Here is a 17,115-nt window from a genome sequence, read left to right as displayed (position 1 = left end):
GGACCGGGCCGCGGGTGCTCAGGCGCGCACGCGGCTCTTGTCCGGGTCGTAGAAGATCGGCGCCGTCACCGTGGCGGCGATGCGCTTCTGCTGGCCGTCGAGCTTGCCGATCTCCACCGCCGTGCCGGGCTCGCAGTAGCCGATGTCCAGGCGGCACAGGGCGACGTTCTTGCCGGTGATCGGCGAGCGGGTGGCGCTGGTGACCACGCCGATCTGCGCGCGGCCGTCATGCACGCAGTCGCCGTGCTGGGCCGGCTCGTTGCCCTCCAGTTGCAGGCCGACCAGCTTGTGCTGCGGGTGGGCGCTGCGCCGCAGCAGCGCCTCGCGACCGATGAAGTCGTCCTGCTTGGTCTTCAGCGGCACGCAGAAGCCGATGCCGGCCTCGAACGGGTCGGTCTGGTCGCAGAACTCGTAGCCGGCGAAGATCAGCCCGGCCTCGATGCGCAGCATGTCCAGCGCGTGCAGGCCGAGCGGCACCAGGCCCAGCGGCTCGCCGAGCTGCCACAGGCGCTGCCAGACCTGCAGGGCGTCGCTCGGGTGGCACCAGATCTCGTAGCCCAGCTCGCCGGTATAGCCGGTGCGCGAGACCATGACCGGGCAGCCGTTGTAGTCGCCGAGGCGGCCGATCAGGAAGCGGAACCAGCCGAGTTCTGCCAGTTTCGGCTGGCTGGGCGGGGTCCAGATCAGCTGGCTGAGCAGTTCGCGGCTTTTCGGCCCCTGCACGGCGACGTTGTGGATCTGCTCGGAGGCGGACTTCACCCAGACCTTCATGCCGAGCTTCTCGGCCTGCTGGCGCAGCCAGTCGCCGGCGAAGTCCTCGCCGCAGACCCAGCGGAAGGCGTCCGGGCCGAGACGCAGCAGGGTGCCGTCGTCGAGCATGCCGCCGTGCTCGTAGCACATCGCCGAGTAGACCACCTGGCCGACCGCCAGCTTGCGCACGTCGCGGGTCAGGCAGTGGTTGAGCAGCGCCTCGGCGTCCGGGCCTAGTACCTCGAACTTGCGCAGCGCGGACAGGTCCATCACCGCCACCCGCTCGCGGCAGCCGTGGTATTCCTCGAGGGTGCCGAAGCCGTAATAGTGGGTCGGCGTCCACCAACCGCGATAGTCGACGAAGTTGCCGGTGAGCGCCGAGGTGGCGGGGTGGAAGCCGCTTTCGCGGGTCAGTACCGGGTCGGCGTCGGCGGTCTTGCGGGTGGCCATGGCCATGCTGAAGCGCTCCTTGGCGGAATACACGCGGATGTGGATGTCGGTCGGCTGCCAGCCGTTGGCCGGGTCGATGTCGTCCGGGCAGGAGCTGCTGGCGCAGACCAGGTCGGTCATCGCGCGCAGCAGCACATAGTCGCCGGGGCGCGACCAGGGCTCGTCGAGGGTCAGTTGCTGGTGGGCGTCGATGCCGGTGTTGAAGAAGAAGTTGATCGCCGGCCAGCCGGCGCGGGCGCCGACGCCATGGGCGGCCAGCGCGCGGCTGAGGTTGTCGCTGCAGTTGGCGTGGCCGAAGTAGCCCTGGCTTTCGTAGTAGCGCGCGGTGCAGGCGAGGGCGAAGGTGTCGTGGCGGCCGACGGTGTCGCGCACCACCTCGAGCATCGGCTGCAGGTTGCGGTCGAAGAACTTGGAGAACAGTCCCGGGCCGGGGTAGGCGTTGCCGTTGAGGGTGCGGGTGACGGTGGGATCGAGGTCGATCTGGCGACCGGCGTCGAGGGCGCGGCGGTCGAAGGCGACGAAGTCCGAGCACTGCCGCCCGGCCACATCCAGCACCTGGAGGTACTGGCCGGCCTCGACCACGTAGTCGCGGGCGGTGCCGGGGGTGATGGTGAATTCGTCGACCAGTTCGCCGAGCGGCGCCGGCAGCGGCGGGGCCAGCACGGCACGCGGGTTGGCGCGCTGGATCAGCAGGCGCAGCTCGCTGGCGCGCTGCTGGCAGTCCACCGCCACTGCGCCGCCGGGGGCGGCGACCAGCACCAGCAGCTCGCCTGCGGCGGTGAAGCGGCGGGAGAAGCCGGCCGGGGTGTCGGCGTCCCACAGCCGCGCGGCGTCGGGCAGCGCGCGGCAGTCGATGTCGCGCTTGGCCAGGCCCAGGCGGGTGTGCAGCGATTCGGCGCTGCCGTCGCCGAGCAGTTCGGGGATGAAGCGCGCGCCGGCGCTGGCGGTCAGGCCGAGGTCGGCCAGCGCGGCGCGGCCGCCGGCGGCGAAGGCCAGCAGCTCGGCGCTCTGCCGGCCTTCGAGGTCGATCACTTCGAGGCGGTCGCCGGGTTCGAGGGCGACCACGGTCAGCCCGCCCGGGGCGACGCGGTGGCGCTCCAGCGCCGGGGCGCGGGCGAACAGCGCGGGTTCGCGCGGTCGGGAAATCACGGGCGTGTGCATGCAAGGCTCCTGCGCGAAGGCGCGGCGGAAGATTCCGGGTGGGCTCTGGCCCATCTGCAGGGAGGTCGCTGGCGTAGGGGCAGCCGGTGGAAAACCGCGGAAGGTTTGCCGCCGCGCCCCCTGGTGGGCAACGCTGCGCGGTTGCCCACCCTACGCAAGCCGTTCGGCGCGGAGTCAGCCGACCGCCTTGAGCGACTTCTCCGGCTGGTCGGACAGGTAGGCGGCCATCGAGTCGTCGAGCGCCTCCAGCCAGGGGGTGTGGTGCGGGGTGGCCATGGTGCCGGTCATCAGCGAGCGGTGGCACTTGTTGCGGTAGCCCATGATGTCCTCGTACTTGTCGTGCTTCCACTCGAGGAAGGTCTTGTTCACCGCGGCGATGTCGAAGCTCGGGTAGTCGGTGGCGTCGATCAGCTGCTGGATGTACTTGCCCTGGAACTCGAACATTTCCTGGGCGTTCTGCAGGGTTTCCTCCTCGGCGCGCCAGGCCAGATCCTCGGCGTGCATCTCTTCGTAGCTCGGCAGGGCGATGCGGCCGAGCAGCACGTCGCGCACGTACCAGGCCTGGGCATCGAACATGTTGAAGCTGTACCACTGGTCCTGCATGCCCAGATAGATCATCTTCGGGTTGTCTTCCCAGAACACGCCCTTGTACAGGTTCAGCGGCCACAGGCGGTTGTCGGTCTTCAGGCACAGCTCCTCGGGCAGGAAGGGGAAGTGGTGCTTGTAGCCGGTGCACAGGATCACCGCGTCGATGTGCTTGTGGCTGCCGTCGGCGAAGTGCGCGGTGCTGCCCTCGACGCGCAGCAGCAGCGGCTTCTCCTCCCAGTTGGCCGGCCACTTGTAGCCCATCGGCGCGTTGCGGTAGCAGCTGGTGATCGAGCGTGCGCCGTACTTGTAGCACTGCGAGCCGATGTCCTCGGCGGAGTAGCTGGCGCCGACGATCAGCACGTCCTTGCCCTTGAATTCCAGCGCGTCGCGGAAGTCGTGGGCGTGCAGCACGCGGCCGGCGAAGCTCTCGAAGCCCGGGAAGTAGGGGACGCTGGGGGTGGAGAAGTGGCCGCTGGCGCAGACCACGTAGTCGAAGGTTTCCGCGTAGGTCTCGTTCTTCGTGTAGTCGTGCACGCTGACGGTGAACAGCTCGCTGGCCGGGTCGAAGCTGACGTGGCGCACGGCGGTGTTGAAGCGGATGTAGTCGCGCACACCGGCCTTCTCGACGCGGCCCTTGATGTAGTCCCACAGCACTTCGCGCGGCGGGAAGGAGCCCATCGGCCGGCCGAAGTGCTCGTCGAAGGTGTAGTCGGCGAACTCCAGGCACTCCTTCGGCCCGTTCGACCACAGGTAGCGGTACATGCTGCCGTGTACCGGTTCGCCGTTCTCGTCGAGGCCGGTGCGCCAGGTGTAGTTCCACATGCCGCCCCAGTCCTGCTGCTTCTCGAAGCACACCAGTTCGGGAATCTCGGCGCCCTTGGCCTTGGCGGACTGGAAGGCGCGCAGTTGGGCGAGGCCGCAAGGGCCGGCGCCGATGATGGCGATGCGAGTGGTCATGGTCAGCTCCTGAAACGAAGGATTGCGGATTTTTAGGAAACAAAGTTTCCCGTTGCGAATTACGCTACCGCGACCGTGCCGTGCTGGAACTCTGCCGGTGGAGATACTCCGTTGGGGGTAGATACTGCGGCCGTCGTTCGTCTGGCGAAGACCGATTGGCGCTCAAGCACCGCGAACAGGCAGGAAACGGGCAGGATGCATCGCGCTGGTGCAGATGGCCGCGCTGTCGGGCGCAGTTCCCTGTCGGGAAAGATTGTTTCCTGTGTGAGCGCCTGTTTCTGGGCGGAAGGCACGGAACTTGCTGCAGCCGGGCAGCGATCCTTTCTGCGAGGGTAGACCCCATGCTGGCTGTGGCGATCACATGCATGCGTCCCACAGGGGGGCGACGATGACCGGCGGCGCCGCTACCGACCTGCTGGCCGCGCTGACCGAACGCGAGCGGCAGACCCTGGCGCTGATCGCCGAGGGGCTGAGCAACAAGCTGATCGCCCGCCAGCTGGGCATCAGCGACGGCACGGTGAAGGTCCACGTCCGCCACCTGCTGTGCAAGCTCGGCCTGCATTCGCGCCTGGAGCTGGCGGCCTGGGCACACCGCGCCGGCGACCAGCTCGGCCTGCCGCTGGCGCTGCCGGTTGCCCGTCAGTTGCCGATCAGCCCGCTGGATCTCGGCAACCTGCTCGACGACCTGCCGCTGATGCTCTACCGCTGCCGCAACGACCCGCACTGGAGCATGGCCTACGTCAGCGCCGGTTGCCTGGAGCTGACCGGCTACAGCCCGGCGCAGCTGCTCGGCAGCCGCCGGCTGACCTGGAACAGCCTGATCCACCCCGCCGACCGCGATCGGGTGTGGCTGGTGGTGCAGCGCGGCCTGCAGGAGGGCCGCCCGTTCAGCCTCGACTACCGGCTGCTGTGCGCCGACGGCCGCGAGCGTCTGGTGCAGGAGCGCGGTTGCGGCATCTACGGCGGCAACGGCGAGGTGCTGGAGCTGGAAGGAGTGGTGATGGCGCGTTAGTCGCGCTCATGCACGGCGGATTCGCTACCTTGGTACAGGCTTTCGGTAGTGCTTTTGTAGTGCGACAAAAAATTCGCTACAAAACTGTTGACGAGGGGCCATGCAAGAATGCAGGATGAAGCCACTCCCGGATGCGGGGGCCCTGGCAAGGGGCTTCAGCATCTCTCCGGCCCACCAGCCGGAACTCCCGTGTTTGTACTGCCCACAAGGCAGACTGAAGAAGTTGACTGGCAGGTTCGTCCGCGGACGGCAAGTGCCGGTGAAACGTCCTCATGATGCTGGCTGTGGCCGTACGTAGTCCGGTTGCGCCCTCCGCTTGGCATCTGCAGGCCCCACCGGCACCTTCCACCCCGACGAACCCGATGCAGGCTTCAAAGCTCTGCCGCCTGTAGTTCGCTTGGATCAGCGCTACACCAGGCTCAGGTTGAGATCAGACCCCGCGTGCACACGCCGGCCTACCGCTGGCGGTATTCGGGTCTACCCAAATTCAGACCGACGTTTTCGATCAACAATTAAGGGGCTCACACCATGAATCTGAACAACCAGCACACCGCCGAAGACCTGGCCAAACTGTTCGCCGCGCGCAAGGACAGCCACGGCAGCCACATTCTCTGGGTCAGCGAGTGCGGCCAGGTGCACCTGGACACCCTGGCACCGGAACTGGGCGAGGAAGAGTTCGCCAAGCGCACCCCGAGCATGCGTGCCCGTCTGCGCACCTACCACCGCGGCAAGGGCTACGTGGGCAAGAAGGCCGCCGCCGACAAGGAGTTCATCGGCCGCGTGTACCAGACCCTGCAACAGGAATGGCCGGCAGTTCGCAGCAAGCCCGAGGTCGCCTACATCGACCGCTACTGCTGATCCCGGCGCAAAAGAGCAACAAACCCTCAGTTTTCGCCTGACCCTCGCGGGTCAGGCGTTTTTTTTTGCGCGCGTGGCTGGAGATGCGCCGCGGTGCTTCGCGCCTGGCGCTCAGTGCGCGGTGCCGGTGCCGCCGCCCTGGCGCCACTGCCGCGGGCTGACGCCGAACCAGCGGCGGAAGGCGCGCGAGAAGGCGCTGGTTTCCGAGTAGCCGAGCAGCGGGGCCAGCTCGGAGATCGGCAGCTGCTGCTGGCGCAGGTAGTGGGTGGCCAGCTCGCAGCGCAGCTTGTCGACCAGTTGGCTGAAGGTCAGGCCCTGCTCGCGCAGGCGGCGCTGCAGCGACCAGCTGGCCAGGCCCATCTGCTCGGCGACGACCTCCAGGCTCGGTTCGCCGGCGAGCAGTTGCTGGCGCACCTGGGCGCGGGTGTCGTCGACGATGTTCGGCGCCTCGCGCCCGCCGGCCAGGCTGAGCTGGCGCAGCGAGTCCTGCATCACCAGCAGCAGGGTCGGGTTGCTCTCGGGCATGGCGCGGCCGAGGTCGCGCTTGGGGATGACCAGCGAGTTGCACGGCTGCTCGAAGTACACCGGGGCGTCGAACACCTTGCAGTGCTCATGCCAGTGCTCCGGGCGCGGATGCTCGAAGTGCACCGCGCGCGGCGCCCACTGGCTGCCCAGCACGTGGCGGATCAGGTTGAGGGCCATGCCCAGGGTCAGCTCGGCGTCCTGGCGGCGGACCAGGATGGCGCCGTGGCGCACCTGGTAGTCGAAGCGGTAGCAGTCGCCGGCATCTACCAGGCGGATCAGGCTGTTGCGCTGGTGCAGGGGGAAGGCGCGGGCGAAGTTGATCAGCGCCTGCTCCAGAGTTGCCGAGCACAGGCCGATGTAGCCGAGCAGGCCGAGCTCCTGCGGCTTGAACTGCTGGCCGTAGTACAGGCCGAAGTTGTCGCAGCCGGACTGGCGTGCGGCTTCCTCCAGCACCTGACAGTAGTTGGGCAGCGCCAGGCTCAGGGTGGGGTGCTGCAGCTGCTCGGGATCGATGCCCGAGATGCCGAGGATGCGGTCGGCATCCCCGCCGTGCTTGTCGATGAAGGCGCACAGGCCGCTGGCGGCCGCCGCCAGCACACCGCTGTGGCGTGGGCCGGAAGACAGCTCCGGCACGCCGGCCAGGCTGGCAGGGGAGGCGAGCAACGGGGGCATGGTGAAACTCTCCGCGGGAACAACCGGTCATCCGAAGCAAGTTTCGCGCCGGCCCCCGGTCCGCCGGTCCGGCCCAGTGACGCCGGGGCCTGCGCGCTGCCGCCGTGACGCCGCCGCACCGGGGTGGTGCATGCGGCGGGTGATTTGGAAACACCCGAACCGCAACGGGGCCGGCGAGTTGACCGGCGGTGACACGCGGGCGGCGGGCGCGGAAAAGTTGACTTCAGACGACAGCGCAGCGCGGCGACGGTCAAGTCAGGCGCGTGCGCCCGGCGCATGATTGAGCGCAAGCCGCTGCGAGCGGCGGCGGGCGAGGGCCCGCTGTCCTCCCCGGTATCCCACAACTACAAGAATCGTCGTTTCGGAGAGCCAGCATGATCTACGCACAACCGGGCAGCGCAGGCGCCATCGTTTCCTTCAAGCCGCGCTACGGCAACTACATCAACGGCGAGTTCGTCGCGCCGGTGAAGGGCCAGTACTTCACCAACACCACGCCGGTCACCGGCGAGGCCATCGCCGAATTCCCGCGCTCCACCGCCGAGGACATCGAGCTGGCGCTGGACGCCGCCCATGCCGCCGCCGACGCCTGGGGCCGCACCTCGGTGCAGGACCGCGCCAACATCCTGCTGAATATCGCCGACCGCATCGAGCAGAACCTCGAAGTGCTGGCCGTGGCCGAGACCTGGGACAACGGCAAGGCCGTGCGCGAGACCCTCAACGCCGACGTGCCGCTGTCCGCCGACCACTTCCGCTACTTCGCCGGCTGCATCCGCGCCCAGGAAGGCAGCGCCGCCGAGATCAACGACACCACCGCCGCCTACCACTTCCACGAGCCGCTGGGCGTGGTCGGCCAGATCATCCCGTGGAACTTCCCGCTGCTGATGGCCGCCTGGAAGCTGGCCCCGGCGCTGGCCGCCGGCAACTGCATCGTGCTCAAGCCGGCCGAGCAGACCCCGCTGTCGATCACCGTGCTGATCGAGCTGATCGGCGACCTGCTGCCCAAGGGCGTGCTGAACATCGTCCAGGGCTTCGGCCGCGAGGCCGGCGAGGCGCTGGCCACCAGCAAGCGCATCGCCAAGATCGCCTTCACCGGATCGACTCCGGTCGGCTCGCACATCCTCAAGTGCGCCGCCGAGAACATCATCCCCAGCACCGTCGAGCTGGGCGGCAAGAGCCCGAACATCTTCTTCGAAGACATCATGCGCGCCGAGCCGCAGTTCATCGAGAAGGCCGCCGAGGGTCTGGTGCTGGCGTTCTTCAACCAGGGCGAGGTGTGCACCTGCCCGTCGCGCGCGCTGATCCAGGAGTCGATCTACGACGAGTTCATGGCCGTGGTGATGAACAAGGTCAAGCAGATCAAGCGCGGCAACCCGCTGGACACCGAGACCATGGTCGGCGCCCAGGCGTCCAACCAGCAGTTCGAGAAGATCCTCTCCTACATGGACATCGCCCGCGAGGAAGGCGCCGAGATCCTCACCGGCGGCGCCGCCGAGAAGCTCGAGGGCAGCCTGGCCAGCGGCTACTACGTGCAGCCGACCCTGATCAAGGGCACCAACGACATGCGCGTGTTCCAGGAAGAGATCTTCGGCCCGGTGGTCGGCGTGACCACCTTCAAGGACGAGGCCGAGGCGCTGGCGATCGCCAACGACACCGAGTTCGGCCTGGGCGCCGGGGTGTGGACCCGCGACATCAACCGCGCCTACCGCATGGGCCGCGGCATCAAGGCCGGTCGCGTGTGGACCAACTGCTACCACCTGTACCCGGCGCACGCCGCTTTCGGTGGCTACAAGAAGTCCGGCGTGGGCCGCGAGACCCACAAGATGATGCTCGACCACTACCAGCAGACCAAGAACCTGCTGGTCAGCTACGACATCAACCCGCTGGGTTTCTTCTGATCTGCCATAAATGAATCCATCCACATGACGCCGCCCCTGTCTCGGCAGGGGCGGCGGGGAAAGGAGCCTTGCGCATGTCCACTCAACCATCCCACATCGTTTCCCACGCCCAGGGCGTGGAAACCGAAAGCGTCGATGCCGACTACTTCGCCAACCGCCAGCTCAAGCAGGGCGCGGCCGGCTGGGTGCTGCTGATCGGCCTCGGCGTCGCCTACGTGATTTCCGGCGACTACGCCGGCTGGAACTTCGGCCTGGCCCAGGGCGGCTGGGGCGGCATGTTCGTCGCCACCCTGCTGATGGCCACCATGTACCTGTGCAAGTGCTTCTCGCTGGCCGAGCTGTCGTCGATGATCCCCACCGCCGGCGGCGGCTACGGCTTCACCCGCACCGCCTTCGGTCCGTGGGGCGGTTTCCTCACCGGCACGGCGATCCTCATCGAGTACGCCATCGCCCCGGCGGCCATCGCCTGCTTCATCGGCGCCTACTGCGAGTCGCTGTTCGGCGTCGGCGGCTGGCTGGTCTACCTGGCCTTCTACGTGGTGTTCGTCGGCATCCACATCCTCGGTGCCGGCGAGGCGCTCAAGCTGATGTTCGCCATCACCGCGGTGGCCGCCATCGCCCTCGGCGTGTTCATCGTCGGCATGCTGCCGCACTTCGACGCCGCCAACCTGTTCGACATCCCGGTCAGCGAGGCCGCCGGCGCCAGCGCCTTCCTGCCGTTCGGCTACGTCGGCATCTGGGCGGCGATTCCCTACGCCATGTGGTTCTTCCTCGCCGTCGAGGGCGTGCCGCTGGCCGCCGAGGAAACCAAGAACCCCAAGCGCGACCTGCCGCGCGGGCTGATCGGTGCCATGCTGGTGCTGCTGGCCTTCGCCGGGCTGATCCTGCTGGTCGGCCCCGGTGCCGCCGGCGCCAAGGCGCTGATGGGCTCCGGCAACCCGCTGGTGGAGGCGCTGGAGTCGGCCTACAACGGCTCGACCTGGATGAGCCAGTTCGTCAACCTGGTCGGCCTGGCCGGGCTGATCGCCAGCTTCTTCTCGATCATCTACGCCTATTCGCGGCAGATCTTCGCCCTGTCGCGCGCCGGCTACCTGCCGCGCAGCCTGTCGGTGACCAACCGCAACAAGGCGCCGGTGGCCGCGCTGGTGGTGCCGGGGATCATCGGCTTCGGCCTGTCGCTGACCGGCCAGGGCGACCTGCTGATCCTGGTGGCGGTGTTCGGCGCGACCCTGTCCTACGTGCTGATGATGGCCGCGCATATCACCCTGCGCCTGCGTCGCCCGGAGATGCCGCGTCCGTACCGCACTCCCGGCGGCATCGTCACCTCGTCGGTGGCCCTGCTGCTGGCGGCGGTGGCGCTGGTCGCCGGCTTCCTGGTCGACCCGCGGGTGGTGATCGGCGCCGCGGCGATCTATGCCTTGTTCATCGCCTACTTCGCGCTGTACAGCCGTCACCACCTGGTGTCCGGCACGCCCGAGGAAGAGTTCGCGGCGATCCAGGCCGCCGAGAAAGCCCTGCGCTAACGCTTGATACGGCGGCCGCCGCCCGGCGGTCGCCGCGAGGAGAATGAACAGATGGCCCAATTCGCCCACACCATCGGCGGCCAGGTCTGGCGCTTCGACAGCCTGCGCGAACTGCTGGCCAAGGCCACCCCGGCGCGCTCCGGCGACTACCTGGCCGGTGTCGCCGCCGCCAGCGCCGCCGAGCGGGTCGCCGCGCAGATGGCGCTGGCCGAGGTGCCGCTCAAGCACTTCCTGATCGAGGCGGTGATCCCCTACGAGATCGACGAGGTCACCCGGCTGATCATCGACACGCATGACGCCCTGGCCTTCGTGCCGGTCAGCCACCTCACGGTCGGCGGCCTGCGCGACTGGCTGCTGAGCGAGGCGGCCGACGAGGCCGCGCTGGCCGCCCTGGCCCCCGGCCTGACCCCGGAGATGGCCGCCGCGGTATCGAAGATCATGCGCGTGCAGGACCTGATTCTGGTGGCGCAGAAGATCCGCGTGGTCACCCGTTTCCGCAACACCCAGGGCCTGCGCGGGCGCATGTCCACCCGCCTGCAGCCCAACCACCCGACCGACGATCCGGCCGGTATCGCCGCCAGCACCCTCGACGGCCTGCTCTACGGCAACGGCGACGCGATGATCGGCATCAACCCGGCCACCGACAGCATGGGCTCGATCGTCACCCTGCTGGAGATGCTCGACGCGGTGATCCAGCGCTACGAGATCCCCACCCAGTCCTGCGTGCTGACTCACGTCACCAGCTCGATCGCCGCCATCGAACGCGGCGCGCCGCTGGACCTGGTGTTCCAGTCGATCGCCGGCACCCAGGCGGCCAACGCCAGCTTCGGCATCGATCTGAAGATCCTTCAGGAGGGCTACGAGGCCGGCCTGAGTCTCAAGCGCGGCACCCTCGGCAACAACCTGATGTACTTCGAGACCGGCCAGGGCAGCGCGCTGTCGGCCAACGCCCACCACGGCTGCGACCAGCAGACCTGCGAGACCCGCGCCTACGCGGTGGCGCGCCACTTCAAGCCGTTCCTGGTCAACACCGTGGTCGGCTTCATCGGCCCGGAGTACCTGTACAACGGCAAGCAGATCATCCGCGCCGGCCTTGAGGACCACTTCTGCGCCAAGCTGCTCGGCGTGCCGATGGGCTGCGACATCTGCTACACCAACCATGCCGAGGCCGACCAGGACGACATGGACATGCTGCTGACCCTGCTCGGCGCGGCGGGGATCAACTTCATCATGGGCATCCCCGGCTCCGACGACGTGATGCTCAACTACCAGACCACCTCGTTCCATGATGCGCTGTACGCGCGTCAGGTGCTCGGCCTGCGCGCCGCACCGGAGTTCGAGGGCTGGCTGTCGCGCATGGGCATCCTGCACCAGCAGGGCGGCCGCCTGCGCCTGGGCGACGAGCTGCCGCCGGCGTTCCGCCAGGCGCTGGCGCAGTTGTCCTGAACCGTAGGGTGCGCCATGCGCACCGCCACGCGAATGACCATGGTGCGCACGGCGCACCCTACGCCTGAACCGAGGTGCCCGATGTCCAGATCCCCCGCCACCGAGAATCCCTGGCAGCAGCTGCGCAGCCTGACCCCGGCGCGCATTGCCCTCGGTCGTGCCGGTACCAGCCTGCCGACCGCCGCGCAGCTGGACTTCCAGTTCGCCCACGCCCAGGCGCGCGACGCCGTGCATACCCCGCTCGATGTCGCGGCGCTGGGCGAATCGCTCGGCTCGCTCGGCCTCGAATGCCTGCACCTGCACAGCGCCGCCCGGGACCGCGACACCTACCTGCAGCGCCCCGACCTCGGCCGCCGCCTGCACGCCGACTCCGCGCAGATCCTGCGCGAGCACGTCGCGACCCACGGAGGCGGCTTTGATCTGGCCATCGTCATCGCCGACGGCCTGTCCGCCCTGGCGGTGCAGCGCCACAGCCTGCCATTCCTCGACCGCCTGCTCGAACAGGTGCGCGCCGAGGGCTGGAGTCTGGCGCCGGTGAGCCTGGTCGAGCAGGGCCGGGTGGCGGTGGCCGACGAGGTCGGCGAGCTGCTCGGCGCGAAGATGACGGTGATCCTGATCGGCGAGCGCCCGGGGCTCAGCTCGCCGGACAGCCTCGGCCTGTACTTCACCTGGGGTCCCAAGGTCGGCCTCACCGACGCCTACCGCAACTGCATCTCCAACGTGCGCCTGGAGGGCCTCAGCTACGGCATGGCCGCCTTCCGTCTGCTGTACCTGATGCGCGAGGCCTGCCGTCGCCAGCTGTCCGGCGTGGAACTCAAGGACGAGGCCGAGGTGCCGAGCCTGGGTGGCAGCGGCCAGGGCAACTTCCTGCTCGAAGGCGTGCGCTGACCGCGCCTCAGCCGCCGAGCACGCGACGCAGGGTCAGCAGGTCGCGGCGCACCCAGTCGCAGTCGGCGGCGAAGCTTTCGTCGTCCTCGTCGGGGCGGCGGAACAGGGTCAGTTCGACCGTGCTGCCGTCGCCATTGGCCACCACGCGCAGCGGCACGTAGACGATGCGGCCGTCCTCGAGGCGGACCCAGTGGTCGGCGACACCGAAGGGATTGGCCGGGCTGAAGCGGATACGCAGGCGGCCGTGCGGCGTGCTGGCCAGCCACTCGCTGCCGGACAGCGGCAGCAGCGGGCTGTCCGCCGCGGGTTCCAGGCCATCGGCCAGGCCGCTGGCCCAGCGCGGGTAGTTGCGCGGTTCGGCGAGGAAGGCCGCCACTTCGGGCAGGGGGCGGTCGATACCGATGGTCAGGATGCGTGCCGGCTGGAGCATGGTGGCGACCTCGCTGGCGCTGAGGGTTCACATTGAGTCTTGCAGAGCCGGCGTGGCGGCGCCAACCGGCCGGTGGCGCCGTCCGCACCGCCCGTCGCCCGGCCGGCTACGCTGAGGCCAACCAGGGCGAATCCGCTCTGCACGCCTGGAGGCCAGGGACATGCCCGCACCGGCAGCTCCGCCGTCGATCCCGCGCACCGTCTGGGCGCTGGGCATGGTCAGCCTGTTCATGGACGTGTCGTCCGAGCTGGTGCACAGCCTGCTGCCGCTCTTCCTGGTCGGCAGCCTGGGCCTCGGCATGCTCACCGTCGGCCTGATCGAGGGCGTGGCCGAGGCCACGGCGCTGGTGGTCAAGGTGTTTTCCGGGGCGCTCAGCGACTACCTGGGCAAGCGCAAGGTCCTGCTGCTGCTCGGCTACGGCCTGGCGGCGCTGAGCAAGCCGCTGTTCCCGCTGGCCCACTCGGCCGAGCTGGTGTTCGGCGCCCGCCTGCTCGACCGCCTCGGCAAGGGTATCCGCGGCGCCCCGCGCGATGCGCTGATCGCCGATGTGGCGCCGCCGGCGATCCGCGGGGCGTGCTTCGGTCTGCGCCAGTCGATGGATACCGTCGGCGCCTTCCTCGGCCCGCTGCTGGCGATCCTGCTGATGCTGTGGCTTGGCGGCGACATTGCCCTGGTGCTGTGGTTCGCCGTGCTGCCGGCGCTGCTGTGCCTGGCCATGCTGGCCTTCGGTGTCGAGGAGCCGGCGCACGCGGACGCGCCGCGGCAGTTCCGCTCGCCCATCCACCTCGACGCGCTGCGCGGCTTCACCCCGGCCTACTGGCGGGTGGTGGTGATCGGCGCGCTGTTCACCCTCGCGCGTTTCAGCGAGGCCTTCCTGATACTGCGCGCCGAGCAACTCGGCCTCGCCGCCAGCTGGGTGCCGCTGGTGATGGTGGTGATGGCGGCCTGCTACATGCTGTCGGCCTATCCGGTTGGCCGGCTGTCCGACCGCATCGGCCGCGAACGGCTGCTCAGCGTCGGCATACTGTTGCTGGCGCTCGCCGACCTGGCGTTGGCCTGGGCGGTGTCGCTCGGTCCGGTGCTGCTCGGCGTCGCCCTGTGGGGGCTGCACATGGGCTTCAGCCAGGGCATCCTCGCCACCCTGGTGGCGGATACCACGCCGGCCGAACTCAAGGGCACCGCCTTCGGCCTGTTCAACCTGGTCAGCGGCGTCGCCCTGCTGCTGGCCAGCGGCATCGCCGGCTGGCTGTGGCAGACGTATGATGCGGCGACGACCTTTCATGCCGGCGCCCTGTTCTCCCTGGCGGCGCTGGTGCTGCTGCGCCGCGGAGGGCGCCGACCGTGAACCTGAATGATGATTTCGCGCAGCGCGTGGTGATCCGCACCGCCGCGCAGCCCTGGCAGGACTCGCCGCAGCCGGGCGTGCAGCGCATCCCGCTCGACCGCCTCGGCGACGAGGTGGCGCGCGCCACCAGTCTGGTGCGTTTCGCCCCCGGCAGCCGTTTCCCCGCGCATGTGCACGGCGGCGGCGAGGAGATCCTGGTGCTGGAGGGGGTATTCAGCGACGAGAGCGGCGACTACCCGGCCGGCAGCTATCTGCGCAATCCGCCGGGCAGCCGGCACAGCCCCGCCTCAGGTCCCGGCTGCACCCTGCTGGTCAAGCTCTGGCAGTTCGCTCCCGACGATCATCGCGAGCTGCGCCTGGACAGCCGCGCGCAGGCCTGGCAGGCGGGCGAGGAGGCGGGGGTCGCCGTGCTGCCGCTGCACGCGCATGCTGGCGTGCGCACGGCGTTGCTGCGTCTGCAGCCCGGCAGTCTGCTGCCGGCCCGGGAGTGCCCGGGCGGCGAGGAGCTGTTCGTGCTGGAAGGGGCGTTGAGCGATGCGCACGGCGACTACCCGGCCGGCAGCTGGTTGCGCCAGCCGCCCGGCGGCGTCGCGCGCCGGCATTCCGCGTCGGGCGCCCTGCTGTTCGTCAAGACCGGGCATGTCGGCGCGCCGACCTGCTGGGACCTGCGCTGAGCGTCAGACCAGCGCCGGCAGCAGGCGTGCCCACAGGATCGCCAGCAGCAGGTTGCTGGCGGCGAACACCAGGAAGCGGTGGAACACCCGGTTGTAGGTCAGATGCACCAGGCTGTGCAGCACGCGCAGGCCGACGTAGCCCCAGGCCAGACCGAGCGCCACGAGGTCGATCTGCCGGGTCAGGTAGCCGACCAGGCAGAGCACGTAGAACAGCAGCGGCACTTCCAGCAGGTTCTGCAGGTTGCGGTTGGGGAGGCTCACCTCGGGCGGCACCCGGGGCGACTCGCCGAAGCGGAAGTCCTCGGCGCTCACCCGCCCGGCGAAGGCGGCGCGGAAGCGTCGCCAGGGGATCAGCAGCAGGACCAGCAGGGTCCAGCCGATCAGCGCCAGCATCGGTGCGAGGATGTCCGTGTTCGCCATGTGCGTCTCCCGACCTGCTCTCAGAACACCATCACGTGGTCGACCAGGTAGCGGCCGTCGCGCTCGACCAGCAGCAGCTCGGCCACGTACTCGCCGGGCTCGCGGCTGAACCACTGCTTCCAGATCACCACCACCGAGTCGGGGCGGCGGAAGATGGCCACCGGCTTGCGCCGGGCGAACTGGCCCTTCTCGCGCTGGTAGCGCTCGCCGACCTGCTGCAGATGCTCGGGGGTGACGATCGCCCGGGCGCGCTCGGTGAAGTCGCGCACGTGGCGCGCGTGGTCTAGGGCGCTGGAGGCGTCCATCAGGTTGTCCATGATGGGGGTGGCGACGGCGAGGATCTCATCGTCGGACAACAAGGCCAGTTCCATGTCGGTGTCTCTCCCTGAATCGCTGGCATGGCGTGCGCTGCACAGTGTAGTGGCTCGCCGGCGCCGTGCCTGCCCGGTCTGCGGACAGCAAAAAGCCCGCGTGTGGCGGGCCTCTCACTTTCTTGCCTAGGGGCGCTGGTCCTTCAGCTGCTTCGATAGTGCCGCGGGGCATGTCAACAAAACGTGAAGGGCGGCGAGACCTGCCGATGAGGGGCGGGCCGGGCCGCATGCCGCGCAGTCGTCGAGCGGCAGCGCACGCCAGACAGCACGAAGCCCGCGTGGCGCGGGCTTCGTGCTTTTCTTACCAAGGGGGCTGATCCATCAGCGAGATCGATAGTGCCGAGGCGGACGTGAAGAAAACGTGAAGGGCGATCACGGCGGCGTCGGCCCGCCGCGGAGCGTCCTCACAGCACGCCGAAGACCTTCTTGGCCAGGCTGGTGGCGGCGCCGGCCGGGTTCTGGCGGATGCCGGCCTCCTGCTCGGCGATCACCTGGAACAGGCCGTCGAGTGCCTGCTCGGTGACGTAGCCTTCGAGGTTGGCGCTCTTGGCGTCGACCACGCCGAAGTTGGCGGCGGTGCCGGCGAAGGCGTTGTACTGCTGGGCCAGGCCGACCTGGTCGGTGGCCTGCTTGACCATGGGCAGGAACTGGGCGCGGATCTGCTCGCGGCTGCTGCGGTCGAGGTACTGGGTGGCGGCGTCCTGCGGACCGGCGAGGATGGCCTTGGCATCGCTGATGGTCATCTTCTTCACCGCCTCCAGCAACAGCGCCTGCGCCCGCGGCACCGCCGCCTCGGCGGCCTGGTTCATGGTCAGCTCGAGCTGCTCGACCTGGGCGCCCATGCCCATCATCTTCATGGTGTTGGCGACCCTGCCGAGGTTGCCGGGCAGGCCGATGCGCACCTGCGGGTCGTTGCTGAAGCCGCCGGGCTTGCCGAGCTGCTGCACGGCGATCTGCGCGCCCTGGCTGAGGGCGTCCTTGAGGCCGCCGCTGGCGTCCTGCTGGCTAAGGTCGGCGAGCGAGAAGGCGAGGGCCTGGGCGCTGAGGGCGAGGCCGGCGAACAGGGTGGCGAGACGGCGCATGGGGGCGATCCTTGGCTGGGAGTTGTCGCCCCATCTTAGCAGCCGGCCGCGCGCGGCGATGCGACGGC

Annotated in this window: 15 protein-coding genes; 8 read left to right on the top strand and 7 right to left on the bottom strand. The window is 69.0% G+C overall.

The features are described from left to right. Nucleotides 1–18 precede the first annotated feature (18 nt). Both BLT78_RS11785 and BLT78_RS11780 read right to left on the bottom strand, forming a co-directional pair. The gene (locus BLT78_RS11785; RefSeq protein ID WP_090349158.1) at nt 19–2,361 is read right to left on the bottom strand and encodes a DUF1989 domain-containing protein; all 2,343 of its coding nucleotides are present in this window, start codon (nt 2,359–2,361) and stop codon (nt 19–21) included. Nucleotides 2,362–2,535: 174 nt separating this feature from the next. Then, nucleotides 2,536–3,906, bottom strand: a complete 1,371-nt coding sequence (locus BLT78_RS11780; RefSeq protein ID WP_090349157.1) for a flavin-containing monooxygenase — start codon at nt 3,904–3,906, stop codon at nt 2,536–2,538. Between the two features lie 388 nt (nt 3,907–4,294). On the opposite strand from BLT78_RS11780, the gene BLT78_RS21985 reads away from it, so the two are divergent. Together BLT78_RS21985 and BLT78_RS11770 are read left to right on the top strand one after the other, a co-directional pair. After that, on the top strand, nt 4,295–4,918 hold the full coding sequence (locus BLT78_RS21985) for a PAS domain-containing protein (RefSeq protein WP_090349156.1): 624 nt from the start codon (nt 4,295–4,297) through the stop codon (nt 4,916–4,918). Nucleotides 4,919–5,446: 528 nt separating this feature from the next. After that, nucleotides 5,447–5,776: a hypothetical protein gene (locus BLT78_RS11770; RefSeq protein ID WP_090349155.1), complete on the top strand. Its 330-nt coding sequence runs from the start codon at nt 5,447–5,449 to the stop codon at nt 5,774–5,776. A gap of 111 nt (nt 5,777–5,887) precedes the next feature. Here the strand turns inward: BLT78_RS11770 and qhpR are convergent, their stop codons facing one another. Beyond that, complete coding sequence (gene qhpR, locus BLT78_RS11765; RefSeq protein WP_090349154.1) at nt 5,888–6,973, bottom strand: AraC-like transcriptional regulator QhpR; 1,086 nt, start codon at nt 6,971–6,973, stop codon at nt 5,888–5,890. 374 nt (nt 6,974–7,347) lie between these two features. On the opposite strand from qhpR, the gene exaC reads away from it, so the two are divergent. The 4 genes from exaC to eutC all read left to right on the top strand — a co-directional run bounded on the left by exaC (nt 7,348) and on the right by eutC (nt 12,725). After that, a complete protein-coding gene (exaC, locus tag BLT78_RS11760) occupies nt 7,348–8,868 on the top strand; it encodes an acetaldehyde dehydrogenase ExaC (protein ID WP_090349153.1) in 1,521 nt (506 codons plus the stop codon). A gap of 74 nt (nt 8,869–8,942) precedes the next feature. Then, complete coding sequence (eat, locus tag BLT78_RS11755) at nt 8,943–10,391, top strand: ethanolamine permease (RefSeq protein ID WP_090349152.1); 1,449 nt, start codon at nt 8,943–8,945, stop codon at nt 10,389–10,391. A gap of 51 nt (nt 10,392–10,442) precedes the next feature. Then, on the top strand, nt 10,443–11,837 hold the full coding sequence (locus BLT78_RS11750) for an ethanolamine ammonia-lyase subunit EutB (protein WP_090349151.1): 1,395 nt from the start codon (nt 10,443–10,445) through the stop codon (nt 11,835–11,837). An 81-nt stretch (nt 11,838–11,918) separates the two neighbouring features. After that, nucleotides 11,919–12,725, top strand: a complete 807-nt coding sequence (gene eutC / locus BLT78_RS11745) for an ethanolamine ammonia-lyase subunit EutC (protein ID WP_090349150.1) — start codon at nt 11,919–11,921, stop codon at nt 12,723–12,725. 7 nt (nt 12,726–12,732) lie between these two features. Here the strand turns inward: eutC and BLT78_RS11740 are convergent, their stop codons facing one another. Then, on the bottom strand, nt 12,733–13,155 hold the full coding sequence (locus BLT78_RS11740; protein WP_090349149.1) for an SRPBCC family protein: 423 nt from the start codon (nt 13,153–13,155) through the stop codon (nt 12,733–12,735). Between the two features lie 160 nt (nt 13,156–13,315). Here BLT78_RS11740 and BLT78_RS11735 point away from each other — a divergent pair, with 160 nt between their 5' ends. Both BLT78_RS11735 and BLT78_RS11730 read left to right on the top strand, forming a co-directional pair. After that, nucleotides 13,316–14,500 (top strand): MFS transporter, encoded by a 1,185-nt coding sequence (locus tag BLT78_RS11735; RefSeq protein ID WP_231975619.1) that lies wholly within the window; start codon nt 13,316–13,318, stop codon nt 14,498–14,500. Next, nucleotides 14,497–15,174 (top strand): cupin domain-containing protein, encoded by a 678-nt coding sequence (locus tag BLT78_RS11730; RefSeq protein WP_090349148.1) that lies wholly within the window; start codon nt 14,497–14,499, stop codon nt 15,172–15,174. Before BLT78_RS11735 ends, BLT78_RS11730 begins: the two co-directional genes overlap by 4 nt. Nucleotides 15,175–15,177: 3 nt before the next feature. On the opposite strand, the gene BLT78_RS11725 is transcribed toward BLT78_RS11730, so the two are convergent. The 3 genes from BLT78_RS11725 to BLT78_RS11715 all read right to left on the bottom strand — a co-directional run bounded on the left by BLT78_RS11725 (nt 15,178) and on the right by BLT78_RS11715 (nt 17,047). After that, nucleotides 15,178–15,594, bottom strand: coding sequence for an MAPEG family protein (locus BLT78_RS11725; protein ID WP_090349147.1), 417 nt, complete (start codon nt 15,592–15,594; stop codon nt 15,178–15,180). A gap of 20 nt (nt 15,595–15,614) precedes the next feature. Then, on the bottom strand, nt 15,615–15,965 hold the full coding sequence (locus BLT78_RS11720; protein ID WP_090349146.1) for a hypothetical protein: 351 nt from the start codon (nt 15,963–15,965) through the stop codon (nt 15,615–15,617). Between the two features lie 404 nt (nt 15,966–16,369). Next, nucleotides 16,370–17,047 carry a DUF4197 domain-containing protein gene (locus BLT78_RS11715; protein WP_090349145.1) on the bottom strand — a complete coding sequence of 226 codons (678 nt, stop codon included), beginning with the start codon at nt 17,045–17,047 and terminating at the stop codon, nt 16,370–16,372. Nucleotides 17,048–17,115 lie beyond the last annotated feature (68 nt).

Origin of the sequence: Pseudomonas oryzae (genome assembly GCF_900104805.1) — a bacterium.
Classification (GTDB): Bacteria; Pseudomonadota; Gammaproteobacteria; order Pseudomonadales; family Pseudomonadaceae; genus Geopseudomonas; species Geopseudomonas oryzae.
Note: the sequence above shows the minus strand (reverse complement) of the source record. Positions and strands in the feature narration are given on the sequence as shown.

Coding starts and splice junctions, on each gene's coding strand:
- BLT78_RS11735 (WP_231975619.1), top strand. CDS start 13,316: ATGCCCGCACCGGCAGCTCCGCCGTCGATCCCGCGCACCGTCTGGGCG.
- BLT78_RS11715 (WP_090349145.1), bottom strand. CDS start 17,047: ATGCGCCGTCTCGCCACCCTGTTCGCCGGCCTCGCCCTCAGCGCCCAG.
- BLT78_RS11780 (WP_090349157.1), bottom strand. CDS start 3,906: ATGACCACTCGCATCGCCATCATCGGCGCCGGCCCTTGCGGCCTCGCC.
- BLT78_RS11725 (WP_090349147.1), bottom strand. CDS start 15,594: ATGGCGAACACGGACATCCTCGCACCGATGCTGGCGCTGATCGGCTGG.
- eat (WP_090349152.1), top strand. CDS start 8,943: ATGTCCACTCAACCATCCCACATCGTTTCCCACGCCCAGGGCGTGGAA.
- BLT78_RS21985 (WP_090349156.1), top strand. CDS start 4,295: ATGACCGGCGGCGCCGCTACCGACCTGCTGGCCGCGCTGACCGAACGC.
- BLT78_RS11770 (WP_090349155.1), top strand. CDS start 5,447: ATGAATCTGAACAACCAGCACACCGCCGAAGACCTGGCCAAACTGTTC.
- qhpR (WP_090349154.1), bottom strand. CDS start 6,973: ATGCCCCCGTTGCTCGCCTCCCCTGCCAGCCTGGCCGGCGTGCCGGAG.
- exaC (WP_090349153.1), top strand. CDS start 7,348: ATGATCTACGCACAACCGGGCAGCGCAGGCGCCATCGTTTCCTTCAAG.
- BLT78_RS11740 (WP_090349149.1), bottom strand. CDS start 13,155: ATGCTCCAGCCGGCACGCATCCTGACCATCGGTATCGACCGCCCCCTG.
- BLT78_RS11785 (WP_090349158.1), bottom strand. CDS start 2,361: ATGCACACGCCCGTGATTTCCCGACCGCGCGAACCCGCGCTGTTCGCC.
- BLT78_RS11750 (WP_090349151.1), top strand. CDS start 10,443: ATGGCCCAATTCGCCCACACCATCGGCGGCCAGGTCTGGCGCTTCGAC.
- BLT78_RS11720 (WP_090349146.1), bottom strand. CDS start 15,965: ATGGAACTGGCCTTGTTGTCCGACGATGAGATCCTCGCCGTCGCCACC.
- eutC (WP_090349150.1), top strand. CDS start 11,919: ATGTCCAGATCCCCCGCCACCGAGAATCCCTGGCAGCAGCTGCGCAGC.